The organism is Cupriavidus pauculus (assembly GCF_022179805.1).
Lineage (GTDB): Bacteria > Pseudomonadota > Gammaproteobacteria > Burkholderiales > Burkholderiaceae > Cupriavidus > Cupriavidus pauculus_E.
Genome location: NZ_BPUO01000001.1, coordinates 388,082 through 413,385, shown reverse-complemented (window position 1 = coordinate 413,385; position 25,304 = coordinate 388,082). Strand labels below are relative to the sequence as shown.

Below are 25,304 nucleotides of genomic sequence, written 5' to 3'. Positions count from 1 at the left end.
AACGCGGGAGAGGGGCGGGGGTGAGGGCAACGAGGTTCTGCTTGCCGATGTGGTCGGAATTTGAACCGCCGGGCCCTCACCCCCAACCCCTCTCCCGCAAGCGGGAGAGGGGAGCACGATAGCAGGGGGTGAGAACCTGATCCCTACTGCTTCTTCTTAGACTTCGACGACGTGCTGCTCTTCGTCGACGACGTCGATTTGCTCGACTTCGACGATGACGACGACTTCGCGCTGCTCTTGCCCTTCTTCTTCGCTGAAGATGTCGGGGTGGCTACCGCCGGGGCGGCGGCCGGCTCGACGATCGTGTCGCCGTTGCTGTCCAGCAGTTCGTAGGCCAGCATCATGCCGTCGTTATAGCCGCAGCGTACCTTCACCGGCTGCCACTGGGCCTCGCCACGGCGCTTGTGGGCTGTGGCGGTGAACGTGACTACCGAGCTGACGGGCACCGCCTGCTTGCCGGGCGAGAAGCGGCCTTCCCAGCGTTCCTCGCTGGCTTGTCCGCCGGACAGTGCGCCGGTCGGGATCTTCAGGGCATCGTAGGTGGCCGAGCGCGGCACCACCCAGCTTGCATGGGCGGCGCAATCGGCCACGTCGGCGGTGGCATTCTCCGTTTTCATCAACTGCTCGCGCATCTTGGTCCGGTACTCGGCCAGGCTGACGCGTCCCTTGTCGGGCAGCGTGACCGTGGTGGTCGGCGGCGTCTTGTTGATGACGGGAGGTGGCTTGACGGCGGGGGTGGTGGTAGTGGCGGCGGCGGGCGTGGCGGTCGGTGTGCCGGCCACGGCGGCGGTCTCGTCGGTCGGCGCGGTAGCGCAGCCGGCCAGCGCGATGGCGCCTGCCACTGCGGCAGTCAGCATGCGAAGCTGGCTGCCGAACAGTTCGGAAATTCGTCGGATCACGGGATCGTCTTTGCTTGGGAAAGCAAGGAGGGTTGGCGAAGGATTGCCATGATAGAGGAAAGCCCGCCGGCGAAGTTCCTAAATCTTGTTACCCTTCGTTCTAACTGCTTACAACTTGCACGCATCGGCCGCGATTACATGCGCGTAGTAACAGATGTCCCGCGAATCGTGTACTGAGGGGAACCCCGAGAGACGCATGCAGCGTGTCCCGAGTGGGCGGACGCCGTTGCGGCGCCCGCCTGGGTGGACGTCAGAACGTGCGGGCGAAACGCAGCAGTTCGTCCATCAGCGCGTTGAGATCGCGCTTGAGCTTGTCGAAGCCGGCCGTGTGGACCAGGCCCACTTCGTCCATGTACAGCTTGCGATTGACCTCGAGCTGCAGGCTGTGGCGGTTGGCTTGCGGCTGACCCACCACGCGCACGATTTCCACGCCCTTGTACGGGTGGTTGCGCCACACGTCGTAGCCCATTTCCTTGAGCACCGCCTCCACGCGATCGGTAAAGCGCGTGTCGCACGTGGTGCCGTCACGGTCGCCGACCACGAAGTCCGGATGCTGCAGGCCCGGATGCTCGGTCGCGAACTTCGCGGCCTCGCTCGGCATCGAGTGGCAGTTGATGTGGAACACGTTGCCATGCCGCGCCACGGCCTCGTCCGACAACTTCTGCAGCTGCGCGTAGTACGGCAGGTAGTAGTTGTCGATACGTGCCTGCAGCTCCGCCACGCTCAGCTTGCGATCGTAGATCGGCTCGCCGGTGTCCAGCACGCGCCAGACCAGGCCCTTGCCCAGGCGCGTCTTGGACGTCTCCTGCTTCAGGCCAGGCCAGGGCGCGTCGAGCAGCGCCTCGTCGATTTCCTCCAGGCCACGGTTGGCGTCCAGGTAGCTGCGCGGAAACCCCGCGGCCAGCAGCGGGATGCCGCGGCTCGGGGCGTCGGCGTAGAGCTGGTCGACGAACGTGTCTTCCGCCTGCCGCAGCAGCGGCAGGGGCAGGTTGCCGGCGTAGTGGAAATCGGCCGGATACGTGGTGCAGCTGTGCGGGGAGTCAAGAAACAGCGGTCCGCTCGCGCCTTCCGGCATCTGCAGGAAGTACGGGCGGTCCGCGGTCTTTCGTTCTGCTTCGGTCATTCGAACTGCCGGTGAGGATTAATCCAGGGAGATCTTGGCGGCAGCGGCCACCTTCTTGTTCTTGGCCACTTCGGTCGCGATCTGCTGCGCGAAGTGCTGCGGCGTATCGCCAACCGGCGTGGCGCCCAGCTTTTCCAGCTTGGCCTTCACATCGGGCAGGGCCAGCACCTTGATGGCGGCGGCGTTCAGCTTGGCCTGGATGTCGGCCGGCAGCTTGGCCGGGGCGATCAGGCCAAACCAGGCGGCGTCGTTCACTTCGGGCAGGCCCAGTTCGGCAAACGTCGGCACGTTCGGCAGGGCGGCCACACGCTTGGGGGCGGCCACGGCCAGGGCGCGCAGCTTGCCGCCTTCGATGAACGGCAGCGACGACGGCAGGTTGTCGAACAGGATCTGTACCTGGCCGGCCAGCGCGTCGTTCAGCGCCGGGCCCACGCCCTTGTACGGCACGTGCAGCAGTTCGGTCTTGCTGCTCATCTTGAACAGCTCGCCCATCATGTGCGACACGCTGCCGTTGCCGGCCGAGCCGTAGGCCAGCTTGTTCGGCTCCGACTTGGCCAGTGCGATGAACGACTTCATGTCGGTGGCCTTCACGTTCGGGTTGATGCTCATCACGTTGGGCACCGAGGCCAGGTTCGTGATGGTCGTGAAGTCCTTGGTGGCGTCGTATTGCAGGCGCGGGTACACGGCCGGGTTGATGCCGTGCGTCGAGGCGGTGGCAATGCCCAGCGTGTAGCCGTCCGGCGCGGCCTTGGCCAGGTAGCCGGTGCCGATGCTGCCGCCGGCGCCGCCGCGGTTATCTACCACCACGGCCTGGCCCAGTTGCTGGCCCAGCTTGTCGGCGACGATGCGCGCGACGATATCGGTGGTGCCGCCGGCCGGGAACGGCACGACGAGCGTGATCGGCTTGGTCGGGTACGTGCCCTGGGCAAAGGCGGGCAGGGTCAGGCCGGCAGCGGCAAAGGCGGTGGCGGTAGCCAGGATCTTGAGCAGGGGACGGCGTTGCATCGAGGGGATTCCGGTCGAAAGGTAATAGAAAGGAGAGGAGAGCCGGTCTCTGCGGACCTGATCGAGGGCAATGCAAAAAATTGTGCTTCCCGATTCTGCGCGCCAATGCAACTTCGGAGCAAACGATTTAAAATCCCTAGCTCATTCCATTTGGTATTGAAGTAAGGGGTGGTTCATGCGGCGCATATGTCCGTCGATGACCGAATTAATGGCGTTCGAAGCGGCCGCGCGGCATAGCAGCTTCACGGTGGCAGCGCGCGAACTGCACGTGACGCAGGGCGCGGTCAGCAAGCAGGTACGCAGTCTGGAGTCATTCCTGGGCGTCGAACTGTTCGAGCGTGTGCGGCAGCGGCTGCTGCTGACCGAGGCCGGGTCACGCTACCTGGAACGTATCCGGCCCAGCCTGACCGAGATCGAGGCGGCCAGCGTCGAGTTGATTGCCAAGCAGGGGCGCGGCGGCATCCTGCATCTCGCCAGCATGCCCACGCTCGGTGCGAAATGGCTGATCCCTCGGCTACCGCAGTTCTTTGCCAGGCATCCCGAAGTCACGCTCGAATTCGTACCGCATGCGCAGGGCTATGATTTTTCCCAGCCCGACCTGGACGCGGCGATCCGCTTTGGCGACGGCGTCTGGCCCGGCAGCCTGGCCGACTACATGACTGGCCGCGAGGTGTTGCCGGTGTGCCGGCCCGGCCTGCTCGTGCACGAGCCCGACGGCGTGGCGCGGACGCCCGCCGCGTTGATGAAATACCCGCTGCTGCACCATACGACCGTGCCCGAGGCGTGGCCGGACTGGTTGTCCGCACTGGGCATCTCGACGAAAAAGGCGTGGAGCGGGGCGCGCTTCGACCAGTTCACGCTGCTGACGCAGGCGGCGGTCTCGGGGCTGGGCATCGCGTTGATCCCGCGCTGCCTGATCGAGGAGGAACTGGCCACGGGGTCGTTGATCGTGGCGCATCCGGCGCGGGTGCTGGCGCGCAAGGGCTACTACCTGTGCTACCCGGAGCAGAAGGCCCACTTGCCGGCGTTGCTGACGTTCCGGCAGTGGCTCATGGAAGGCGTCGACGTGGTTGCCTGATACCGGCGATGCCTTCCCGGCAACTTACTTCGTCAGCACCTTCATCGCTTCTTCCAGCCCTGCCAGCGTCACCGGATACATGCGGTTCTTCATGATCTGGTTGATCACCGTGATGGACTGGCGGTATTGCCACAGGCCCTCGGGCTCGGGATTGAGCCAGACGAAGCGCGGAAACTGATCGATCATGCGATTGAGCCAGACCGCGCCCGCCTCGGCATTGTTGTACTCGACCGACCCGCCCGGCTGCAGGATCTCGTACGGGCTCATCGTCGCGTCGCCGACAAAGATCACCTTGTAGTCCGGCGTGTACTTGTGCATCAGGTCCCACGTGGCGATCTTCTCCGCATGGCGCCGGCGGTTGTTCTTCCACACGTGGTCGTACAGGCAGTTGTGGAAGTAGTAATACTCCAGGTGCTTGAACTCGGTCTTGGCGGCCGAGAACAGTTCTTCCACGCGCTTGATGTGGTCGTCCATCGATCCGCCCACATCCATCAGCATCAGCACCTTGACCTTGTTGTGGCGCTCGGGCCGCAGCTTGATGTCGAGCATGCCGGCGTTGGCCGCCGTGGAATGGATGGTGTCGTCGAGATCGAGTTCGGTGTCGGCGCCTTCGCGCGCAAACCGGCGCAGGCGGCGCAGCGCCACCTTGATGTTGCGCGTGCCCAGTTCCACCTGGTCGTCGTAGTCCTTGTAGGCGCGCGCCTCCCAGACCTTAATCGCGGTGCGGTTGCCCTTGGACGGTCCGCCGATGCGGATGCCCTCGGGGTTGTAGCCGCCGTGCCCGAACGGCGACGTGCCGCCCGTGCCGATCCACTTGTTGCCGCCTTCGTGCTTTTCCTTCTGCTCTTCCAGCAGTTGCTTCAGGCGCTCCATGAGCTTGTCCAACCCGCCCATGGCCTCTATCTTGGCCTTTTCCTCTGCCGACAGCTCGCGCTCCAGCGTCTTCTGCAGCCAGTCCAGCGGGATGTCGCTCTTCCAGTCCACCAGACTCTCGATGCCCTTGAAGTACGCGGCAAAGGTCTGGTCGAACTTGTCGAAGTGCTTCTCGTCCTTGACCAGCGTCATGCGGGACAGGTAGTAGAACTCGTCGATCGACGGCGTAATGACCTGCGCGCGCAGCGCTTCGAGCATCGTCAGGTATTCCTTGACCGATACCGGCAGCTTGGCGTGGCGCAGCGAGAAGAAAAAGTCGATCAGCATGGCTTGGCTCCGATCAACGCGGACGTTCGAGCTGGAATTGCAGGTGCGCGCGCACCGTTGGCCATTCGCTGGCGATGATCGAGAACACCACCGTGTCGCGGAACGATCCGTCGGGCATGCGCTGATGGTTGCGCAGCACGCCGTCCTGCTTGGCGCCAAGGCGCGCGATGGCCGCGCGGCTCTGGTGGTTCATCCAGTGCGTCCGGAATTCCACGGCGATGCAGTCGAGCGTCTCGAACGCATGGCGCAGCAGCATCAGCTTGCATTCGGTGTTCAGCGCCGTGCGTTGCACGCGCTGGGCGTACCACGTCGAGCCGATCTCTACGCGACGGTTCTTGCCGTCGATGTTCATGTAGGTGGTCATGCCGGCCACGCGGCCGTCGGCATCGAGCACCGTGAACGGTTGCATCGAATCCTGCGCCTGCAGGCCCAGGCGACGCTCGATCTCGGCTTCGATGGCGTCGGGGGCCGGCACGCTGGTGTACCAGAGGCGGTGCAGGTCGCCATCGGCCGCGGCCTCGCGCAGCCCGGCGGCATGCTCCATCGACAGCGGTACCAGCGCGGCGTGTTGGCCGGTCAGTGTGACCGGCTGGACGAACTTCGTCATCGGTTGAGCCCCGTGGATCAGCGGTTGGCGCGGTTCATGAACACCAGGCGCTCGAACAGGTGCACGTCCTGTTCGTTCTTGAGCAGCGCGCCGTGCAGCGGCGGAATCGCGGCCTTGCGGTCGGGGCTGCGCAGCGCCTCGGCCGGAATATCCTCGGCCATCAGCAGCTTGAGCCAGTCGATCAGTTCCGACGTGCTCGGCTTCTTCTTCAGGCCGGGCAGGTTGCGCATCTCGTAGAACGCTTCCAGTGCCGCGGCCACCAGTTCGCGCTTGATGCCGGGATAGTGCACGTCAACGATCTGCTGCATCGTTTCCGCATCGGGAAACTTGATGTAGTGGAAGAAGCAGCGGCGCAGGAAGGCGTCGGGCAGTTCCTTTTCGTTGTTCGACGTGATGATCACCAGCGGGCGGTGCCGGGCCTTGATCAGTTCGCGCGTCTCGTAGACGTAGAACTCCATGCGGTCCAGTTCGCGCAGCAGGTCGTTCGGGAATTCGATGTCGGCCTTGTCGATTTCGTCGATCAGCAGCACCACGGGCTGCTCGGCCTCGAACGCCTGCCAGAGCACGCCCTTGACGATGTAGTTCTTGATGTCGTGCACGCGGTTGTCGCCCAGCTGGGAGTCGCGCAGACGCGACACGGCATCGTATTCGTACAGGCCCTGCTGGGCCTTGGTGGTGGACTTGATGTGCCACTGCATCAGCGGCATACCCAGCGCGGCGGCCACTTCCTCGGCCAGCATGGTCTTGCCGGTGCCGGGCTCGCCCTTGATCAGCAGCGGGCGTTGCAGCGTGCGCGCGGCGTTGACGGCCAGCTTCAGGTCGTCGGTGGCCACGTACTGGGCGCTACCTTCGAACTTGACCTGCTGGGACGGATTGGCGTTGGCGGTGGTGGACATGAGGCAACCTGGGTGTATCGCGCCCGGCCTGCCAGGCAGGACGGTCGAGTGACAATGGGAAACAACAACCGGGTGGGCCGGGAGGGTGCGACAACGGGCGCCGACAACCCGAAATTCGGCCGGAATAGGCCAGTATAAGAGCAGATGGCCATTCGCGTTCAGTGGGGCTCACCCCAAGGGCCACGCCGTGGACTGCCGCGTGCGCGCTGCGGTACAATGCGCCGGTTTGACGCGCCCCCAGTCAATATCCTCCTCACGCCCGGCAGTTCCGCCACCAGAGACATGGCGGAGCATCGGGAGGCGGCAACAGCGCGAGATGGTTGCAGAATGGTGTTCGAGCACCGCGGCACATCAGCATATCGCCCGGCTGCGCCTTTGTCTGACCGGCTTCGCCCGCGCCAGATCTCCGGCAATCCGCTCCACATCCCCGTTCCAAGCATGCCGTCTGGCGCCCCAGCGAGGGCAGGTCACACGCGGTTTAACACTTCCCAATCAGCTACGAAAATGAAAAAGCTCCTCACGATGGTAGTGTTGGGCGCGGCCGCAACGGCAGCGCATGCCCAGGACAAGGGCACTGTCGACACCGCCAAGGATAAGGTTGCCATGTGCATCGGCTGCCATGGCATTCCGGGTTATCGCGCCTCGTTTCCAGAAACCTACGAGGTACCGATGCTGGGCGGCCAAAGCGCCAAGTACATCGAAAACGCGCTCAACGGCTACAAGAAAGGCGATCGCAAGCATCCCACCATGCGCGCGATTGCGGCGAGCCTGACCGAGAAGGACATCGCCGATGTGGCGGCGTACTACTCGCAGCAGAAGCCCGGTACCCAGAACAACACGCTCAAGTAAAAGGCCGCTGATCATGAAGACGTTGAAAGTTGTGTCATACATGCTGGGCGCGTGGGTGATGGGTGGCGCGGCGTTGTCCGCCCAGGCCGCCGACATCGCCGCCGGCCGTGCGCTGGTGGAGAAGGGTGGTTGCGTGGCCTGCCACGGCAAGGACCTGAACGCCCCGATTTCGCCCGACTATCCGAAGCTGGCTGGCCAGCATCCGGACTACCTCTATCACGCGCTGACGTCGTACCAGGTCAGCGGCAACCCGCTGGTTGGCCGCACCAACGCCATCATGGCGGGCCAGGTCAACAGCAACCCGGCCGTGACCGGCAAGGACGGCAAGCCGCGCCCGTTCACGCGCTCGGAACTGAAGGACATCGCCGCCTATATCGGATCGCTGAAGGGCGACCTGGTGCTGAAGAAGTAAGCGGGCCGGAAAGCGAAAACGCCGACCTGATGGTCGGCGTTTTCATTTGGGGGATGCGCTCAGGTCAGTTGCCGCTGCCCGATACCAGGCGGCGCTGCTTGACCGCGTTGGCCAGCGTTTCCAGGATCGAGATCGAATCGTTCCAGCCGATGCAGGCATCGGTCACGGACTGGCCGTAGGTCAGGTCTTCCACCGGCGTGCCCTGCACGTGGTCCTGGCGGCCAGCCACCAGGTGCGATTCCACCATGACGCCGACGATGCGCTGGTCGCCGCCGGCCATCTGGCGGGCGATGTCCTCGCAGACCGGCAACTGGTTCTCGTGCTTCTTGCTGCTGTTGGCGTGCGAGGCATCGATCATCAGGCGTGCGGCCAGGCCAGCCTTGGAGATCGCGTCACAGGCTTCCTGCACGCTGGCGGCGTCGTAGTTCGGCGCCTTGCCGCCGCGCAGGATGATGTGGCAATCCTCGTTGCCCGACGTCGACACGATGGCCGAGTGGCCGCCCTTGGTCACCGACAGGAAGTGGTGCGGCTGCGACGCGGCCTTGATCGCGTCGACGGCGATCTTCACGTTGCCGTCGGTGCCGTTCTTGAAGCCCACCGGGCACGACAGGCCCGACGCCAGTTCGCGGTGCACCTGCGACTCCGTGGTACGGGCCCCGATGGCACCCCAGCTCACCAGGTCGGCGATGTATTGGGGGCTGATCATGTCCAGGTATTCGGTGCCGGTCGGCACGCCCATTTCGCTGATGTTCAGCAGCAGTTCGCGCGCGGTGCGCAGGCCGTCGTTGATCTTGAAGCTGCCGTCCATATGCGGGTCGTTGATCAGACCCTTCCAGCCCACCGTGGTGCGCGGCTTCTCGAAGTAGACGCGCATGACCACTTCCAGCTCGCCGGCGAAGCGTTCGCGCTGCACCTTGAGCAGCTTGGCGTATTCCAGGGCCGCGCGCGTGTCGTGGATCGAGCACGGGCCGATGATGACGATCAGGCGGTCATCCATGCCATGCAGGATGCGGTGCATGGCCTGGCGGGCGCCGTAGATCACGTCGGACGCCGCTTCGGAGCAGGCGAATTCGCGGATCAGGTGCGCCGGCGGCAGCAGTTCCTTGAGTTCGCGAATACGCAGGTCGTCGGTGTTCTTCAGCATGATGGCTCCGGGTCTTGTGAGGTCTTGATTCTGGTTGGGTTCTGCGTCGGCGACCGTGGCGGGCATAAAAAAACCGCCAGGGTTGCTGGCGGTCTTTTTTGCATTCGAGGTTGCTTACAGCTGTCCCTCTCTATCCGCCAGCGGTGTGAGATGCCAAAAGAAGTAAAAGTAAAACTTGGCGGACATGGCGGAAATCGGTTCGGCTGTAGCGAGCTTGATATCGGTTTTACGCTGATGCGTGAAATTTATGCTGCGGCGCGGACTGGCGAGGCATTTTATTGCGCCGCGACCTCCAAAACTACGGGGCGCGGTCGCCGCTCGCGCGACAACGAAGCATCTTTATAGCGCTTTTCCTTGGCGCTGGCAAGCCGCAGGTGCAACAGATTTAAGCCGGTACTGAGTGGCACCGCTTGCCTATATTGGAATGGTACGTCCCGGGACGAGGGCGGCGGAACAAGAATCAGCAGGTGGAGGTGCCGATCATGTCAGTCGATGAGGGAAGGCTGAATGCCTTCATGGAGAAGTTCGTCCATGACATTGGGGCCGTGATGCACGCGGCGACGGTGGTGGTGGGCGACGAGCTGGGTTTGTACAAGGCGCTGGCCGAAAAACCGATGACCGCCGCCACGCTGGCGGAGAAAACCCGCACCGATCCGCGCTACCTGCGCGAATGGCTGTCGGCCCAGGCGGCCAGCGGGTATGTCGAATACGATGCCGGCACCGACATGTTCTCGCTGACCGAGGAACAGGCGTTCGCGCTGGCCCAGGAAGGCAGCCCGGCCTTCATTCCCGGCGCCTTCCAGATCGCAGTGGCGCAGTTCCGCGCGATTCCGCGCATGATCGATATCTTCCGTAATGGCCGTGGCCTGGGCTGGCATGAACACGACCCGGCGCTGTTCCACGGCACCGAGCGGTTCTTCCGGCCCGGCTATGCCGCGCACCTGGTCAGCGAATGGATTCCGGCGCTCGAAGGCATGGCGGCGCGGCTCGCGGCCGGTGCCACGGTGGCAGACGTGGGCTGCGGCCATGGGGCATCGACCATCATCATGGCGCAGGCGTTTCCGCAGGCTACGTTTCGTGGCTTCGACTATCACGAACCGTCGATCCGCTACGCCACCGAGGCCGCCCGCCGCGCCGGCGTGGGCGATCGCGTAACTTTCGAGGTGGCATCGGCCAAGGATTATCCGGGCCAGGACTACGACCTCGTGGCCGTGTTCGACTGCCTGCACGACATGGGCGACCCGGTCGGCGCCGCGCGCCATATCCGCGAAACGCTGAAGCCCGACGGCTGCTGGATGATCGTGGAACCGTTCGCCAACGACAACCTGCAGGACAATCTCAATCCGGTGGGGCGCGTGTTCTATTCGGCGTCGACGTTCATCTGCACGCCGGGTTCGAGATCACAGGAGGGAGCGATGTGCCTGGGGGCCCAGGCCGGGGAGGCACGCATGAAAGGCGTGACGGAGCAGGGCGGCTTCGGACGCTTCCGCCGGGCGGCACAGACGCCGTTCAATCTGGTTTATGAGGTGAGGCCGTAGGACCTACTTTGGCGTTGCTCCCCTCTCCCACAAGTGGGAGAGGGGAGAAAGACGAAGGCGGTAGTCCTTAAGCCGTCCCACCCACCGTCATGTTTTCAATCCGCAGCGTCGGCTGGCCCACGCCAACCGGCACGCTCTGACCTTCCTTGCCGCAGACGCCCACGCCCGAATCCAGGCGCATGTCGTTGCCGATCATCGTCACGTCCTTGAGCGACTCAGGGCCGTTGCCGACCAGCGTCGCGCCCTTGACCGGGTACGTGATCTTGCCGTCCTCGATCATGTAGGCCTCGCTGGCCGAGAACACGAACTTGCCGTTGGTGATGTCCACCTGGCCGCCGCCGAAGTTCACGGCGTACAGGCCACGCTTCACGCTGGCGATGATTTCCTGCGGGTCGCGGTCGCCGTTCAGCATGTAGGTGTTGGTCATGCGCGGCATCGGCAGCGCGGCGTAGCTCTCGCGGCGGGCGTTGCCGGTGACCGGCATCTTCATTAGGCGCGCGTTGAGCGTGTCCTGGATGTAGCCGGTCAGGATGCCGTCCTCGATCAGCGTCGTGCACTGCGTGGGGTTGCCTTCGTCGTCCAGGTTCAGCGAACCGCGACGATTCTCGATCGTGCCGTCGTCCACCACGGTCACGCCCTTGGCCGCCACGCGCTGGCCCATCATGCCTGCGAACGCCGACGAACCCTTGCGGTTGAAGTCGCCTTCCAGGCCGTGGCCCACGGCTTCGTGCAGCAGCACGCCGGGCCAGCCCGGGCCCAGGACCACGGTCATCGCGCCGGCCGGAGCCGGACGGGCCTCCAGGTTGATCAGCGCGGATGCCACGGCCTCGTCCACGTACTTGCTCAGCAGGTCGTCGGTGAAGTAGCCGTACGCATAGCGTCCGCCACCGCCCGACGATCCGATCTCGCGCCGGCCGTTCTGCTCGGCGATGACCGTCACGGACACCCGCACCAGCGGACGCACGTCGGCGGCGATCACGCCGTCGCTGCGCGCCACCAGCACCACGTCGTACTCGCCGGCCAGTCCGGCCATTACCTGCACCACGCGCGGGTCCTTGGCGCGGGCCAGCTTCTCGATCTTTTCCAGCAGCGCCACCTTTTCGGTGGCCGTCATCGAATCCAGCGGATCGTTGGGCGTATAGAGATTGCGGCCCGTCTGCGATGCCATCGAACCCGCTACCTTGACGCGGCCGCTACCGGCACGGCCAATGGTGCGGGTGGCTGCCGCCGCTTGCGACAGCGCGGCCAGGCTGATGTCGTCCGAATATGCGAACGCGGTCTTGTCGCCCGACACGGCGCGCACGCCCACGCCCTGGTCGATGCTGAAGCTGCCCGACTTGACGATGCCTTCCTCCAGGCTCCACGCCTCGTTGCGCGTGTGCTGGAAGTACAGGTCGGCGTAGTCGACCTTGTGCGTGAAGATGTCGGCCAGCACGCGCTGGAGCTTGGCCTCGTCAAGGCCGTACGGTGCCAGCAGCAGTTGTTGCGCGGTGGCCAGGTTGCGAATTCCGAGATCTCCGGCGTTCATGATTGTCCTTGGTCTTGAGCCCCGTGGCGTCCGGGCCACGGTGGAATGCAAACGATAATGCCCTGAATCCTACAGTACGCGATGGCGCAGTGCCGGCAGGTTCTGACGTACCTCGGCCAGTCGCGCCGGGTCCACCATGCCCGATACCACGCCTTCGCCCTCGGGCAGCACGCCCAGCAGTTCGCCCCACGGGTCCACCAGCATCGAATGGCCCCAGGTGCGCCGGCCATTGTCGTGCTTGCCGCCCTGTGCGGCCGCCAGCACATAGCACTGGTTCTCGATGGCGCGCGCGCGGATCAGGATCTCCCAGTGCGCCTGGCCAGTGGTGTAGGTGAAGGCGGCCGGCATCAGAATCAAGCTGATGCCGTCGCCACCCTTGGCCAGGCCGCGATAGAGCTCGGGAAAGCGCAGGTCATAGCAGATCGACATCGCCACGCGGCCGCACGGCGCATCGAACGCCACCGGGCTCTTGCCGGCCAGGATGGTGCGCGATTCGTCGAAATTCTCGGTGCCCTTGGTAAAGCCGAACAGGTGGATCTTGTCGTAGCGGGCCACGCGCTCGCCATGCGGATCGAAGACCAGCGACGCGTTGTACACGCGGGCCGGGTCGTCGCACCACATCGGCAATGTGCCGCCCACCAGCCAGATACGATGCCGGCGCGCGGCGTCGGCCAGAAAGCGCTGCACCGGGCCGTCGCCCTCGCGTTCGCGGATCGCCACCTTGTCCGACTCATGCCGGCCCATCATGCAGAAGTACTCGGGCAGCAACACGAGCCCGGCCCCGCCACTGGCGGCTTCCGCAATCAGAGTCTCGGCGCGCGCCAGGTTGTCTTCCAGCGACGTGCCAGTCACGGTCTGGATGGCGGCGACACGGAACGGAGCGGCTGCGGTCATCGTGGCTTCCTTTTTGGGGCTTGTCGGGGGATCAAGGGGGACAGGTGCGGCGGGCCGCGCCATCAACGCGTGAAGACGCCCGAGCGTTCCTGCACCGGCGCCTGACGCGGCTTATTGTCCTCCACTTTGGTCACCTTGGGGTCGGCCCACGACCCGCTCACGTGATAGTGCTGCGTGAACACCTTCGAGAACTCGTCGGCGAACAGCAACTGGGCGGCCAGCGTGCCGATGCCAAGCACCGGATTGATGAACGCCGCGGCCACCGAGGTGGTGGTCGCGTTGATGCGCGGCACCACGTCCACCTGCAGGTCCTGCGTTTCGTGCAGCAGGTCGGCCGTGCCGGTCATCGATGCCATCACCTGGCTGCCCTTGAAGCGGAAGTCGTTGATCGTGCCCACGCCGTTCTCGATCGTGCCCGAGCCGTTGATGTCGTCGAACACCAGGCCCTTGCTGGCCACCGAACGGAAGTCCAGCGTGGCAAAGCGCAACAGGCTCTGCAGGCTCAGTACCCCCAGCAGCCGCGCCGCGCCCGGCTCCACGCTGAGAATCTGACCGTTTTCCAGGCTCAGGTTCAGGCGCCCCGACAGCGTCGGGTAGTCGATCGACATCGGCGACCCGCGCCATGCGATGCGGCCTTCCAGTGATCCCTTGCCGTCGCGCAGCGTGTGGGCCAGGCCAAAGCCGTCCAGCACGTCGCCGGCGTTGCGGATGTCGAGCTTGAAGTTCAGCAGCGTGCGGCGGCCTTCGGTGGGCAATGCATTGCCCTGCGCCGCGGCCTCGCGCAGGCGGCGCGGCAGCCGCCAGCTACCGTTGCCGGTCAGCGTGGCGCCGGGCTGTTCGATGCTCAGGCTGTCCAGCGTCCACACGGGCTGGTTGTCGATGTGGCTGGTATGGGCCTTCACTTCCAGCTTGCCGAAGTTGCGGCCATGCAGCACGAACTTGTCGACGGCCAGGTCCAGCGCGGGCATTTCCTCCACGCTGCGCGTGATGGCGTCGGTCATGTGGCCGTCGTCGGTGGCGTCGGGCACTTCCAGGCGCGCCAGGCGCACAGTCAGCGAGCCGGCCGGGTGGTTGCTGTCGCGCCGCCATTGCCCGTTGCCGGCAACCTGGCGCGAGGCCATCTGCAGGTTCCAGTCGCCGTTCTCGCGAATGGCGTCGATCGATACGTCGTCGAGGTTGCGGCCGAAGGCGTCGAGCGTCTTCGTGCGCACGGCGATGCGCTCGGGCAGGAATGGCGACGAGCGGTCGACGTCCGCGCCGGGCTTGCGCTCGTCGGACCCCTGGTCGAGTACGGAGCGCCAGGCGTCCACGTCGAGCCGTTCGGCGGTAATCGCCGCGCTCACGCCCGAGGACGGCAGCGGGGCGGGTTGGCCCACGCCGATGCCGCCGGCCAGCACTTCGGTGGTATCGCCCCGGCGCAGCACGTAGCGCGCGCTGGCGCCGTTGCCAAGCTGCAGCGTCACGTCGTCCAGCCCGGCGCGGTTGGCCGAGGGGCGCAGTTCGAAGCGCAGCGGCATGTCCTGGCCCGCGAGCTTTGCCAGCGGCGGCGGCAGGTCCAGCGCCAGTCCGTTCAGGTCGGAAGCCACCTGCACCTGCAGGCGCTTGTCGCGCACGCCAACCACGGCGGAGTAGGGCGTGCTGCCTTCGATGCGCTTGCCCAGCGCGGCGTTGCCGGCGCCCAGCACGTCGCGCAGTGCCTGCGCCGTGGCCGTGCCACCGATGGCCACGTGGGTGGTGCCGTCCGGCTGCGTGCCGCCGGTGATGCGCGTCTCGCCGCCAAGAAAGCGGCCGCGCACGTTGTGAAGCTGGAAGCCGTGCTCGTCGAACGCCACGGCGCCCGTGGCGCCATACAGCGTCGGCAGGTCCTGGAACAGCGTCACGTCGTTGCCGGGAAAGCGGAACTCGCCGTTCACCTTCGATCCGGCCGCGTGGCTCAACGGCAGGTCCAGCTTCAGCTTGAGTTCGCCGGCGCCGGGGGCGCGCGCGTTCTCGGTGACGTTGCCGGTCCACCCCTTGACCGGGGTGGCCGCCACATAGCGCAGGAATCCCTGCACGGGGCCCGTGGCGCTGCCGTCGATCATCAGGTGCCCGTGATCGCTGAGGTCGTCGATGCGGCCGTTCACGTCGCGCAGGACGATGCCCGGAATGCCGCGCACGCCGGCCTGCTTGACCTGGAACGACATCGTGCTGCGCTCGAACAGCAGGCTGCCGGAGATGTCCGCGAAGTCGGGCCAGGCGCGGCCGGCGTCGGCCACATGGTTGCCATTGCCGTTGCCATTGGTCACGCCATCCACGTTGGGGCCGGTCTCGTGCGGCGCGATCTGGTAGCTGACGTTGCGCACCGGTACTTCCACGCGGAAGTCGCCGGCCTTGGCGAACGGCGGGTGGAACGGGAAGTGGTAGAGATCGCCCTTGACCAGGAACTTGACGTCATACGCCTCGCCGCCCACCAGCGCGCCTTCCAGGTAGTGGCGCGTGGCTGGCATGGTGCTCGGCAGGTAGCGCGGCACCCGGTTGGCCAGCGCGCGGTTCAGTTCGCCGGACAGGTCGGCGATGCCGCTGGGGCCATCGCCGCCCTCGCGCCAGCTGCCGCGCACGGTGCCGGCCGTGTCGGTGTTGGCAAAGCGGATGCCGTCGGTGGTGACCACGAGCTTGTCGCCATCATGGCGCCAGCGCACTTCGCCGCGCAGTTCGTCGAACGGCAGGAGCGGGTCGTCGAATACGCCCGGGAAGCTCATCGTGGCGCCGGTGCTGTCCACGCGGGCCGTGCCCTGGCGGTCGTCGAAGCTGAAATTGCCGGACAGCCGGGTAAAGCCCGGCGTGCCGGTATGCGGCTTGCCGTCGGGGCCCACGGCCGGCACGGCCGGCTGGCTGTTGATCGATACGCCGCGCAGCGTGCCCTGCACCGTGTAGTGCGGCGTGCCCGGCCCGCGCGACAGCAGCCCGGGCCGCTCGCGTGCCCACGTGACGTCGAGGTTGTCGATGTGGCCGGCCGGCTGCAGTGCGCGCAGCTGGCGCAGCACGACGGTGTCGATCGGCATCGACGTGGCCAGCGCGCGCACCGTGTTCAGGTCGAAGGTCGGCGCGCGCAATGCGAACTTGCGTAGCTGGCCGGCGTTGTCGCGGGTCCAGTCGATGGTGACCTTGCGCATGCCTTCGCGCCACGACGCATCGGCGGCGGAAGGCGGCCCGGCCTGCTGCTCGGCTTGCCACAGCAGCGTGTCGATGGTCAGCGAGTTGCTGCCGGAGCGGTCGCCCTTGTGCAGCAGCAGCGCCTGCGCATTGGCCAGCTTGAGCGGCTCGACCGCGCCCGACAGCCGCAGGTCCACGCCCGACGCCCGCAACCGCATCTGGCTGCGCAGCACATGTCCGCCGCGCAGGTCGATGGTGCCGTCGGTGCTGAAGACGCCGCTGTCGACGTTGTCGAAGATCGCCAGGTAACGCTGTACCACCGGCAACTGCAACTGGTTGAATGCCCAGCTGGCCTGGCCCGCCCAATGCCGCCAGTTGCCGGCGCCGGACAGGTAGTCGTGCCGCAGGTTGGCCTGGAACACCAGCGGCTGGGGCGCCAGCGACGCGCTGCGCGCCTCCAGCCGCACCACGTGCTGGGCGCCGTGGCGCTCGGTGGTGAAGTGGATGTCGGCCACGTCCAGCTGGGGCAGGCGGGCCTTTTCGTCCAGCCAGCGCAGGTTGCCGCTCTTGAGTTCGATGCGGCCCTGCGACAGCAGCCAGTTCAGGAAAGGATCGTTGTCGCTGGCCTTCTGCGTGGCCTCGACCGGCATGCCCGCCACCAGCAGCGCGCCCTTGGGCGTGCGGCGGATCAGCACATCGGCGCGGTCGGCGGTCAGGCTGGCGAACTGCAGCGTCAGTGCCGGCACCGACTGCCAGGACAGCCGGCCTTCGAGCGTGGCCGCCGACAGCAGCATGCGCCGCTCGGCGTCCACCGCCTGCACGTTGCTGGCGCGGAACGCCGGGTGCCAGCCGTCCCAGTAGGTGTCGAGCTGGCCGATGGTCAGGTTGGCGGAAAGCGCGGCCGAGCCTTGCTGTTCCAGCCACTGGCGCGCGGCATGGGCCTGGGGCCAGAGTACAAAGCGGATGAGCAGGACGGCGACCACGGCCAGCGCGGCCAGCACGGCGGCGATGCGCAGCAGCGTGCGCCATAGGCGGGCCCAGGCCGGATGGCGCACCACGGCGCCCAGGCCCTGCCACGTCGCGACCAGTGCGCGACGGACGAACGCCAGCGCGCGACGGCCTCGGCCGGGCGCGGGATCATGCGAAACAGGGGAGGCGGCGACCACAACGGTACCGTCACCGCCCGCGCGTGGGGATGCGGAACCGTCGTTGGGCGCGGTGGGGCGGCTGGACATGCGCAGATTATCCGACAATACTTACCGCTCTCCAAAGTGGTGCGAGCGAAGCGCCACCGCGGTCTACACGGCGCCTGCCCGAAATGCAAAAGTAACTGGAATGACTGTCCCTGATCCGACGAGTTCCGCCGCGGGCAATGCCGCGGCTTCGACCGGCCCGCAGCCCCAGCTGGATGGCGCCGGAGCCACTTCGATCCTGGCCTCGCCAGGCGCCGCCGGTCCGATCGGCAACATGGCCCAGGGGGCCTTTGCCACGATGACGGCGCAGGGGTTGAGCCCCGCCGATTGCGAGGGCCACGTATTGTACTCGGCGGCGTACTCCCATTACGCACGGCGTGTACTGGCCGCGCGGCCCGGCATGCCGGCCGTCGTCACCGACGCGGCCGTGGGGCCAATTACCCGCGACTGGATGGAAGCCCGCCTGGCGGCGCTGCATCAGCCGTCGGCCGACGCCGAGGCCGCCGCCGGCCAGGCGCTGCGCCGGCTGCGTGCCGAAGTCATGTGCACGGTGATCGAGCGCGACCTGCGCGGGCTGGCCACGCTGGCCGAGATCACGGGCGCCATGACGGACCTGGCCGAGTTGTCGATCCAGCATGGCCTGCGCGTGCTGGGCGACGACCTGGCCGCCACGTTCGGCCGGCCCACCGGCGACCAGAGCGGCGAGGTGCAGGAGCTGGTGGTGGTGGGCATGGGCAAGCTGGGCGGACGCGAGCTCAATGTGTCGTCCGACATCGACCTGATCTTTCTCTACGACGAGGATGGCGACACGCGGGGCGGATCGCGCAGCCTGTCGAACCACGAGTATTTCATCCGGCTGGGCCGGCGGCTGATCACGCTGCTGTCCGAGGTGACCGGCGACGGCTACGTGTTCCGCGTGGACATGCGCCTGCGCCCGAACGGCGACGCCGGGCCGCTGGTCTGCAGCTTCGGCATGCTCGAGGAATACCTGGTGGTGCAGGGGCGCGAGTGGGAGCGCTATGCCTGGATCAAGGGCCGCGTGGTGTCGGCCGTCGACACGCCGCACGCCGAACGCGCCGCCGCGCTGCTGGGCCGCATGACCACGCCGTTCGTGTTCCGCCGCTACCTGGACTACGGCGTGATCGCGGCCATCCGCTCGCTGCACGCGCAAATCCGCGCCGAAGCCGCCAAGCGCAGCGGCGGTCTGGCGGGGCATGGCGTGAACCAGCGCTCGTTCAATATCAAGCTGGGCCGGGGCGGCATCCGCGAGATCGAGTTCATGGCGCAGGTCTTCCAGCTGATCCGTGGCGGACAGGACCCCGCGCTGCGCGTGCGGCCCACGCTGGAGGTGCTGGATGTGGCCGTGGCGCGCAACCTGCTGCCGTCGGGCCAGGCCGAACAACTGGCCGATGCTTACCGCTTCCTGCGCCAGCTCGAACACCGGCTGCAGTATCGCGACGATGCGCAGACGCACCACCTGCCCACGTCGGACGATGAACGCGAAGCCGTGGCGCACATGATGGGCTGTGCCGACTGGCCGGCGCTGGTGGCGCAGATGAACGCGCTGATGGACCCGGTGGCGCAGCAGTTCGAAGCCACCTTCGCCGACCCGTTCGCGGACGGCGAAGCCGCGCAGAGCGAACCGCTGTGGCCGGCGCTGGTGCGCGAGGAAATGTCGTCGCGCGCGTCGCAGTCGAACCCGGGCGACGATGACGACGTCACCGATCCGCAGTCGTCGCCGTGCCAGGCCCTGCAGGCGGCCGGCTTCAGCGACTGCGCCGGGCTCTACGACCGCCTGCGCGCGATCGGCACGTCGCTGCGATACCGCGCGCTGTCGGAAACCAGCCGGGGCCGCTTCGACTTGCTGGTCAACCGCGCGCTGGAACTGGCCGTGAAGCAGGACGATGCCGACGCGACGATCGGCCGCTTCCTGGACTTCCTGGACGCCATCAGCCGGCGCGCCTCGTATCTGTCGCTGCTGTCGGAGTATCCGCAGGCCATGGACCGCGTGGCGCAGACGCTGCACGCGTCACGCTGGGCCGCCACCTATCTGACGCGCCATCCGCAACTGCTGGACGAACTGCTCGACAGCGAATCGCTGGCCAGCGCGCCCGACTGGGCCGGTTTCCGCGAGCGGCTGGCCGAGCGGCTGCACGCGTCGGACGGCCAGGTCGAAACGCAGATGGACATCCTGCGCCGCGAGCACCATGCCGAGACGTTCCGCATCCTGCTGCAAGACCTGCAGGGCCTGCTGACGGTGGAGCAGGTGGCCGACCGCCTGTCGGACCTGGCCGATGCGATGCTCGAAGTCACGATGCAGGCCGTGTGGCGCCAGCTTGCCACGCGCCATCGCGACGAGCCGCGCTTCGCCGTGATTGCCTACGGCCGGCTGGGCGGCAAGGAACTGGGCTATGCATCGGACCTGGATCTGATCTTCCTGTACGACGACGACCACGAGCGCGCGCCCGACGTCTACGCCGCGTACGCACGCCGGCTGATCACCTGGCTCACGAGCCATACGGCGGCGGGCATGCTGTTCGACGTGGATACCCGGCTGCGACCGAATGGCGCGGCGGGGCTGCTGGTGACGAGTTTCGACGCGTTCCGGCGCTACCAATTGCGCGAGGGCGACAACACCGCGTGGGTGTGGGAACACCAGGCGCTGACGCGCGCGCGTTTCTGTGCCGGCGACCGCGAGATCGGCAACCGTTTCGAGGATCTGCGCGAAGAGATCCTGCGCCAGCCGCGCGATGCCGTGGCGCTGCGCGAGGAAATCGGACAGATGCGTGCCAAGGTGGCCGAGGGCCATCCGAACCCGACCGACCTGTTCGACCTGAAGCACGATCGCGGCGGCATGGTCGATATCGAGTTCACGGTGCAATACCTGGTGTTGCTGCATAGTGGTGCGCATCCGGAACTGACGCGCAACGCGGGCAATATCGCGCTGCTGCGCATGGCGGGCGTGCTGAACCTGATCGACGCCGGCCTGGCGCTGGCCGTGGGCGATGCCTACCGGCTGTTCCGCGCGCGGCAGCACAAGCTGCGGCTCGACGGCCAGGACCAGGCGCGGGTGGCGCCCGACAGCGTGGCGGCGCAGACCGCGCCGGTGCGTGCGCTGTGGCAGGCCGTGTTCGGCCAGGGCTGAGGCGCGGGTGAGCGCGGACGCGCCGCCCGTCGTCGCCACGCGGTTGCCCGGCTGGCCCGCCATGCTGGCCACGGTGGCGGGCGTTGCCGCGCTGGCGGCGCTGTTCACGTTCGTGCCGTGGTGGCACGCGCACGGGCTCTACGTGCGCGACGCCGTGCGCCTGGACGGGCAGTGGTGGCGCGTGGCTACCGCAATGTGGGTTCACCTGGACTGGCGCCACTATCTGGTCGACGTAACGGCCACTGCTGGCCTGCTGATGCTGGCGGGCCGCGTCGCACGCGTGCGCGAGATGCTGCTGGTGCTGGTGATCTGCGGACTGGTCGTGCAGGTGGCGCTGCTGCGCATGCCCGAGGTTGGCTGGTATGGCGGGCTGTCTGGCGCAGCCCATGGCCTGGCGCTGTGGGCGGGGCTGCGGCTGCTGCAGGCGCCGGGCTGGTCGCGCCTGATCGGCGTGGTGACCTGCGTGATCGTGCTGGGCAAGGTGTGGGTCGAACAGTCGTGGCTGGCGGCCATCGTGTTCGACCCGTCGTGGGGCTTTGGCGTGGTGCGCGGCGCCCACGCAGCCGGCGCTGTCGCCGGCCTGGCGTGCTGGTTGCTGCAGGAGTGGTGGGGCCAGCGGCGGCCCTGAAGTCGGCCGCGCGCCGCTTCTAGCCTGGCGTCCGTCGCCGCGTGGCGAATCCCGCTAGTCCGATCATCAGCAATACCACCGCACTCCATGGCGCGAACGCGCCGCCACCGCCGCCGCCGCCGCTACTGGTCCCGCCCTGCGAGGTAGTAGCCGTTGCCGGCGGATTCGGGGCGGCCGCCAGCGCCTGGTCGGCATCGAGCAGGCCAGCGCCGCACTGGTTCGCGTTTTCGCTGCGCGCGCAGAAGGTGCCCGCCGGATGGGCGCGGGCCGTGTTCTTCAGCACGGTCGTGACCTGGGCCGGCGTCAGGGCCGGATTCACGGCGAACATCATCGCCACCACGCCCGAGACCATCGGGGTGGCAAAGCTGGTGCCGGCTGATCGGGTATTGAAGGTGTAGGTGGTGGGTCCGGCCGCGCCCGCGTTCGACAGCGTCAGAATTGCCGACGGGGCCAGGCACGTGCCATTGATGAGCTTGGTGGCGCCGCAACCGCCGCCGGGGGCGCTGATTGCAACCTTCGAGCCGGTGCTGCCGTAGCTGGCGTGGTCGCCGTCGTTGACGTGCGCCGTCACCGCGATCACGCCATTGCAGTCGCCGGGCGCCTCGACGGCCGTGGAGTTGCCGGCCGCCGCCACCACCACGACACCCGCTGCATTCAGATCGTTCACGGCCTGCTGCTCGATCTGCGAGCACGTGCCGCCGCCCAGGCTGATATTGATGACCTTGGCCGGCGTCGGGTTGGCCGGTACGCCGTTGACGGCCAGGCCACCGGCCCAGCGCATCGCTTCGACGGTATCGGACAGCAACGCGCCGCAGCGGCCCGACACGCGCACGGGCTGGATGCGTGCCGACCAGTCCACGCCGGCAATGCCCAGGCTGTTGTTGGTCGCGGCGCCCAGCACGCTGGCCACGCGCGTGCCGTGCCAGGTGCTGACGGGGTCCGTCGTGCCGTCGGAGCAGGTGACGCCCGTCGGGGTGTAGTCGCCGGGGTCGTGGGCATCGCTGTCGCGGCCGTCGCCGTCCACCGACACCGTGGTGGAGCTGATGAAATCGTAGCCCGGCACGAGCCGGCCGGCGAGATCGGGATGGTCGAGGTAGCCGGTATCGACCACGGCCACCACGACACTGCTGCTGCCGCGCGTGCGATCCCATGCGCGCGGCATGTTGATCGCGCCCGTCGCGTTGGACGACAGTCCCAGGTAGGGCTGGTTGCCGAATTCCGTATCGTTGGGCGTGGTGTCCATCGGACGCAGCCAGCGGTCCGGCACCGCGTCGGCCACGCGCGGATCTTCACGCAGCCGGCGGGCCACGGTTTCCGGATCGTCGCCGCGCTTGTCCTTGACGGTCATGAGCTGCAGCGCATTGGCCATGGGCCGCTTGACCGCCAGCTCCAGCCCGGTGTTAGACGCCACACGCTTCATGCGGGCAGTGTCGGCGCTGGTGTCGACAGTCTGGCTGCCGTCGCGCCAGCGCACGATGTAGTTGCCGGTGTAGCGGGGTGCCGGGCGGGTGGCGGCCGGGGTGGCCGATGGCGCCGATGCGGACGCAGCAGCCGGCTCCGCCTGGGCGGCGGGGGCCATGCCCAGCATCGATCCAAATAGCACCAGCAGCGCTGGCACGCCTGACCGGGTGAGTGAGTTCAGCTTGGGGCGCGGCATCTGTGCTCCTGTGGAGTCGTGGTGATGCGAACTGCGGGTTGCTGCCTGAACTGCTCCTGTGCTGCGGGTGCTTCGGATGCTGCGGGCTCTGCGGGTACTGCGATCGTTTACTGCTTGGGCATGTCCTGGCTGACCGGCATGTCCCGGCTGGCCGGCATGGCGCGATGCGGCCGCAGCGTGCGGTCGGCCGTGGCCGATTCCACGCGCTGCGCGGTCTGCAATGTGGCCACGGCCTGGTCCATCGTCACGTCGGCCGATGTGGTAATGGCCGTCACCAGCCAGACGCCAGCAGACATCGGACGCTTGACGACATAGCGCACCGGACCGGCCACCTGGGCCAGCAGCTTGCCCGCGTCCTCGGACGCCGTCACCTCGGGCGGCGTGAACTTGACCAGGATGTCGCCCAGCGCGCGGTCGTCGGTGATGCTGCCGCGCGGCGGCGCGAACGACTCGGATTCCGACGCGCAGCCGGTCAAGGCGGTCAGCACGGTCAGGCTTGCCGCCACCAGCGCGGATGTGGCCGCGTGGCGGCCGAACCGGCGGGCAACCGCGCGGCGCTTCGATGGCAGGTTGCCATGTGTCATCGGTTTGAAACTCCTGTTGCTATGTTCGTGACGGCCTGGCTCAGCCTGCCGCTCGGCGTGACTTGCGGCCAGCTTCGCGTCCGGCATTGGCCGCCTGCGCCGATGCGCGGGCGCCTTGCGCCAGCATCTCCTCGGCGTGTTGCATGGTCGTGGCAGTCACCGTGGCGCCGCCGAGCATGCGCGCCGTCTCGTTGACGCGGCCGTCGGCGTCGAGCATGCGAATGCGCGAGCGCGTGACCGCGCCGGACTTGTCCGTCTTGCTTTCCTTGCTGACCAGCAGGTGCGTGCCGGCCTGCGCGGCCACCTGCGGCAGGTGCGTGACGCACAGCACCTGGCGCGAGCGGCCCAGTTCCTGCAGGCGGCGGCCCACCACCTCGGCCACCGCGCCGCCGATGCCGGTATCGACCTCGTCGAAGATCAGCGTCGGAGTGGGGGCGGCCTCGCTGGTGATCACCGAGATCGCCAGGCTGATACGGGCCAGTTCGCCGCCCGATGCCACGCGGGCCAGCGGCCGCGCACTGACGCCGGCATGCCCGGCCACTAGGAATTCCACCTGTTCCAGCCCATGGCTCTGGCCTTCGTCCAGCGGGTTCAGCGCCACGGCAAACGCGCCGCCAGCCATCGACAGCCCCTGCATGGCGTCGGTCACGGCGGCCGACAGCGCCTCGGCGGCCACCTTGCGCGCGGCCGACAGGTGCTTGGCCAGCGTCAGGTAGGCAGCGCGCGCCGCGGCTTCGCGGGCCAGCACCTTGTTCACGTCCTGGGCGGCCTGCAGGTCGTCGAGTTGCTGGCGGCGTGCCAGCAGTTCGTCGGACAACTGCTCGGGCGGCAGGCGGTACTTGCGTGCGGTGTTGTGCAGCACCTGCATCCGCGCTTCCACTACCTGCAGCCGCTCGGGGTCGAGTTCGAGCCGGTCGACGTAGCGGTTCAGGGAATGCGCGGCTTCCTCGACCTGTACCAGCGCGGGATCCAGCGCAGCCAGCACGTCGCTCAGGGCCGGGTCGACATCGGCCAGTTGCCGCAGCCGGTGCACCACGCCGTTGAGCACCGACGTCACCGAGCCATCAGATTCGGACAGCGCGTCGAGCGCGGCGCGGCTGCCGTCGATCAGGCTGGCCGCGTGCGACAGGCGGTTGTATTCGGACTGGATCTCTTCCCACTCGCCGGGCTGCGGCGCCAGCTTGTCCAGCTCGCCAACCTGCCATTCCAGCCGCTCGCGTTCGAGTTGCATCTCGCGGGATTGGTGCTCGACGGCCTCGCGCTGCTTCACGCAGGCACGCCAGGCGCGCCAGGCTTCGGCCACGGCGCCGGCCTGTTCGGTCAGTCCTGCGTGGGCGTCGAAAAGCTGGCGCTGGGCGTCGGGGCGCAGCAGTTGCTGGTGGGCGTGCTGGCCGTGGATGTCGACGAGCTGGTCGCCCACTTCGCGCAGTTGCGCCAGCGTGGCGGCCGCGCCGTTGATGAACGCCTTGCCACGGCCCGAGGCGTCGACGGTGCGGCGCAGCAGCACGGTGTCGCCTTCATCGTCGCCGGCGCCGGCCAGTTCGCGCTCGGCCAGCCAGACGTCCAGAGCAGGGTGGGTCTGGAACGTGGCGCTGATGCTGGCGCGTGCCGCGCCTTCGCGCACCACGCCGGCATCGGAGCGTTCACCAAGCACCAGGGCCAGCGCGTCGATCAGGATCGACTTGCCCGCGCCGGTTTCGCCGGTGAACACGGTGAAGCCGGCCGAGAAATCCAGGTCGAGCGTATCGACAATGACGAAATCGCGGATGGACAGGCTGCGCAGCATCTTGAG

The 25,304-nt window shown here is 67.2% G+C and carries 20 protein-coding genes; 7 read left to right on the top strand and 13 right to left on the bottom strand.

The features are described 5' to 3' along the window. Nucleotides 1-143: 143 nt before the first annotated feature. From MFF62_RS02085 to MFF62_RS02075, 3 genes are all read right to left on the bottom strand, one after another. Entirely contained in the window at nt 144-899 is a 756-nt protein-coding gene (locus tag MFF62_RS02085) for a BspC domain-containing protein (RefSeq protein ID WP_404990539.1), read from the bottom strand. A 250-nt stretch (nt 900-1,149) separates the two neighbouring features. After that, nucleotides 1,150-2,022: an N-formylglutamate amidohydrolase gene (locus tag MFF62_RS02080; RefSeq protein ID WP_238259268.1), complete on the bottom strand. Its 873-nt coding sequence runs from the start codon at nt 2,020-2,022 to the stop codon at nt 1,150-1,152. Between the two features lie 18 nt (nt 2,023-2,040). Beyond that, entirely contained in the window at nt 2,041-3,027 is a 987-nt protein-coding gene (locus MFF62_RS02075; RefSeq protein ID WP_238259267.1) for a tripartite tricarboxylate transporter substrate binding protein BugE, read from the bottom strand. Nucleotides 3,028-3,202: 175 nt separating this feature from the next. On the opposite strand from MFF62_RS02075, the gene MFF62_RS02070 reads away from it, so the two are divergent. Then, complete coding sequence (locus MFF62_RS02070) at nt 3,203-4,105, top strand: LysR family transcriptional regulator (protein WP_238259266.1); 903 nt, start codon at nt 3,203-3,205, stop codon at nt 4,103-4,105. Between the two features lie 24 nt (nt 4,106-4,129). Here MFF62_RS02070 and MFF62_RS02065 read toward each other — a convergent pair whose 3' ends face one another. The 3 genes from MFF62_RS02065 to MFF62_RS02055 are packed head-to-tail and all read right to left on the bottom strand — an operon-like array spanning nt 4,130 to nt 6,808. Further along, a complete protein-coding gene (locus MFF62_RS02065; RefSeq protein WP_238259265.1) occupies nt 4,130-5,305 on the bottom strand; it encodes a vWA domain-containing protein in 1,176 nt (391 codons plus the stop codon). 13 nt (nt 5,306-5,318) lie between these two features. Next, nucleotides 5,319-5,912 (bottom strand): GNAT family N-acetyltransferase, encoded by a 594-nt coding sequence (locus MFF62_RS02060; RefSeq protein WP_238259264.1) that lies wholly within the window; start codon nt 5,910-5,912, stop codon nt 5,319-5,321. A 17-nt stretch (nt 5,913-5,929) separates the two neighbouring features. After that, complete coding sequence (locus tag MFF62_RS02055) at nt 5,930-6,808, bottom strand: AAA family ATPase (RefSeq protein ID WP_238259263.1); 879 nt, start codon at nt 6,806-6,808, stop codon at nt 5,930-5,932. A 504-nt stretch (nt 6,809-7,312) separates the two neighbouring features. Between MFF62_RS02055 and MFF62_RS02050 the strand changes: the two genes are divergently transcribed. Together MFF62_RS02050 and MFF62_RS02045 are read left to right on the top strand one after the other, a co-directional pair. Continuing rightward, complete coding sequence (locus MFF62_RS02050) at nt 7,313-7,657, top strand: c-type cytochrome (RefSeq protein WP_238259262.1); 345 nt, start codon at nt 7,313-7,315, stop codon at nt 7,655-7,657. A gap of 13 nt (nt 7,658-7,670) precedes the next feature. Beyond that, complete coding sequence (locus MFF62_RS02045; RefSeq protein WP_238259261.1) at nt 7,671-8,069, top strand: c-type cytochrome; 399 nt, start codon at nt 7,671-7,673, stop codon at nt 8,067-8,069. Between the two features lie 64 nt (nt 8,070-8,133). Here MFF62_RS02045 and aroG read toward each other — a convergent pair whose 3' ends face one another. Then, nucleotides 8,134-9,213, bottom strand: coding sequence for a 3-deoxy-7-phosphoheptulonate synthase AroG (gene aroG, locus MFF62_RS02040; RefSeq protein ID WP_238259260.1), 1,080 nt, complete (start codon nt 9,211-9,213; stop codon nt 8,134-8,136). Between the two features lie 150 nt (nt 9,214-9,363). Here aroG and MFF62_RS02035 point away from each other — a divergent pair, with 150 nt between their 5' ends. Then, a complete protein-coding gene (locus MFF62_RS02035; RefSeq protein ID WP_238259259.1) occupies nt 9,364-9,558 on the top strand; it encodes a hypothetical protein in 195 nt (64 codons plus the stop codon). Nucleotides 9,559-9,695: 137 nt separating this feature from the next. Further along, entirely contained in the window at nt 9,696-10,751 is a 1,056-nt protein-coding gene (locus tag MFF62_RS02030) for a class I SAM-dependent methyltransferase (protein WP_238259258.1), read from the top strand. A gap of 67 nt (nt 10,752-10,818) precedes the next feature. Here MFF62_RS02030 and tldD read toward each other — a convergent pair whose 3' ends face one another. From tldD to MFF62_RS02015, 3 genes are all read right to left on the bottom strand, one after another. After that, entirely contained in the window at nt 10,819-12,279 is a 1,461-nt protein-coding gene (gene tldD, locus MFF62_RS02025) for a metalloprotease TldD (protein WP_238259257.1), read from the bottom strand. 69 nt (nt 12,280-12,348) lie between these two features. Next, the gene (locus MFF62_RS02020; protein WP_238259256.1) at nt 12,349-13,173 is read right to left on the bottom strand and encodes a carbon-nitrogen hydrolase family protein; all 825 of its coding nucleotides are present in this window, start codon (nt 13,171-13,173) and stop codon (nt 12,349-12,351) included. Nucleotides 13,174-13,235: 62 nt separating this feature from the next. Continuing rightward, nucleotides 13,236-17,540 (bottom strand): YhdP family protein, encoded by a 4,305-nt coding sequence (locus tag MFF62_RS02015; RefSeq protein WP_238259255.1) that lies wholly within the window; start codon nt 17,538-17,540, stop codon nt 13,236-13,238. 232 nt (nt 17,541-17,772) lie between these two features. On the opposite strand from MFF62_RS02015, the gene glnE reads away from it, so the two are divergent. Next, nucleotides 17,773-20,643, top strand: a complete 2,871-nt coding sequence (glnE, locus tag MFF62_RS02010) for a bifunctional [glutamate--ammonia ligase]-adenylyl-L-tyrosine phosphorylase/[glutamate--ammonia-ligase] adenylyltransferase (RefSeq protein ID WP_473700880.1) — start codon at nt 17,773-17,775, stop codon at nt 20,641-20,643. A gap of 61 nt (nt 20,644-20,704) precedes the next feature. After that, nucleotides 20,705-21,271, top strand: a complete 567-nt coding sequence (gene rrtA / locus MFF62_RS02005) for a rhombosortase (protein WP_238260106.1) — start codon at nt 20,705-20,707, stop codon at nt 21,269-21,271. A 19-nt stretch (nt 21,272-21,290) separates the two neighbouring features. Here rrtA and mprA read toward each other — a convergent pair whose 3' ends face one another. From mprA to recN, 3 genes are all read right to left on the bottom strand, one after another. Next, complete coding sequence (mprA, locus tag MFF62_RS02000; protein WP_238259253.1) at nt 21,291-22,928, bottom strand: MprA protease, GlyGly-CTERM protein-sorting domain-containing form; 1,638 nt, start codon at nt 22,926-22,928, stop codon at nt 21,291-21,293. A gap of 107 nt (nt 22,929-23,035) precedes the next feature. Then, nucleotides 23,036-23,512: a hypothetical protein gene (locus MFF62_RS01995; RefSeq protein ID WP_238259252.1), complete on the bottom strand. Its 477-nt coding sequence runs from the start codon at nt 23,510-23,512 to the stop codon at nt 23,036-23,038. Between the two features lie 40 nt (nt 23,513-23,552). Next, entirely contained in the window at nt 23,553-25,298 is a 1,746-nt protein-coding gene (recN, locus tag MFF62_RS01990; RefSeq protein WP_238259251.1) for a DNA repair protein RecN, read from the bottom strand. Nucleotides 25,299-25,304: the final 6 nt, after the last annotated feature.

What these genes read in the sequence shown, in the direction of transcription:
- MFF62_RS02080 (WP_238259268.1), bottom strand. Translation starts at nt 2,022, where the DNA reads ATGACCGAAGCAGAACGAAAGACCGCGGACCGCCCGTACTTCCTGCAG.
- MFF62_RS02075 (WP_238259267.1), bottom strand. Translation starts at nt 3,027, where the DNA reads ATGCAACGCCGTCCCCTGCTCAAGATCCTGGCTACCGCCACCGCCTTT.
- MFF62_RS02070 (WP_238259266.1), top strand. Translation starts at nt 3,203, where the DNA reads ATGCGGCGCATATGTCCGTCGATGACCGAATTAATGGCGTTCGAAGCG.
- MFF62_RS02065 (WP_238259265.1), bottom strand. Translation starts at nt 5,305, where the DNA reads ATGCTGATCGACTTTTTCTTCTCGCTGCGCCACGCCAAGCTGCCGGTA.
- MFF62_RS02060 (WP_238259264.1), bottom strand. Translation starts at nt 5,912, where the DNA reads ATGACGAAGTTCGTCCAGCCGGTCACACTGACCGGCCAACACGCCGCG.
- MFF62_RS02055 (WP_238259263.1), bottom strand. Translation starts at nt 6,808, where the DNA reads ATGTCCACCACCGCCAACGCCAATCCGTCCCAGCAGGTCAAGTTCGAA.
- MFF62_RS02050 (WP_238259262.1), top strand. Translation starts at nt 7,313, where the DNA reads ATGAAAAAGCTCCTCACGATGGTAGTGTTGGGCGCGGCCGCAACGGCA.
- MFF62_RS02045 (WP_238259261.1), top strand. Translation starts at nt 7,671, where the DNA reads ATGAAGACGTTGAAAGTTGTGTCATACATGCTGGGCGCGTGGGTGATG.
- aroG (WP_238259260.1), bottom strand. Translation starts at nt 9,213, where the DNA reads ATGCTGAAGAACACCGACGACCTGCGTATTCGCGAACTCAAGGAACTG.
- MFF62_RS02035 (WP_238259259.1), top strand. Translation starts at nt 9,364, where the DNA reads ATGCCAAAAGAAGTAAAAGTAAAACTTGGCGGACATGGCGGAAATCGG.
- MFF62_RS02030 (WP_238259258.1), top strand. Translation starts at nt 9,696, where the DNA reads ATGTCAGTCGATGAGGGAAGGCTGAATGCCTTCATGGAGAAGTTCGTC.
- tldD (WP_238259257.1), bottom strand. Translation starts at nt 12,279, where the DNA reads ATGAACGCCGGAGATCTCGGAATTCGCAACCTGGCCACCGCGCAACAA.
- MFF62_RS02020 (WP_238259256.1), bottom strand. Translation starts at nt 13,173, where the DNA reads ATGACCGCAGCCGCTCCGTTCCGTGTCGCCGCCATCCAGACCGTGACT.
- MFF62_RS02015 (WP_238259255.1), bottom strand. Translation starts at nt 17,540, where the DNA reads ATGTCCAGCCGCCCCACCGCGCCCAACGACGGTTCCGCATCCCCACGC.
- glnE (WP_473700880.1), top strand. Translation starts at nt 17,773, where the DNA reads ATGGCCCAGGGGGCCTTTGCCACGATGACGGCGCAGGGGTTGAGCCCC.
- rrtA (WP_238260106.1), top strand. Translation starts at nt 20,705, where the DNA reads ATGCTGGCCACGGTGGCGGGCGTTGCCGCGCTGGCGGCGCTGTTCACG.
- mprA (WP_238259253.1), bottom strand. Translation starts at nt 22,928, where the DNA reads ATGCCGCGCCCCAAGCTGAACTCACTCACCCGGTCAGGCGTGCCAGCG.
- MFF62_RS01995 (WP_238259252.1), bottom strand. Translation starts at nt 23,512, where the DNA reads ATGACACATGGCAACCTGCCATCGAAGCGCCGCGCGGTTGCCCGCCGG.
- recN (WP_238259251.1), bottom strand. Translation starts at nt 25,298, where the DNA reads ATGCTGCGCAGCCTGTCCATCCGCGATTTCGTCATTGTCGATACGCTC.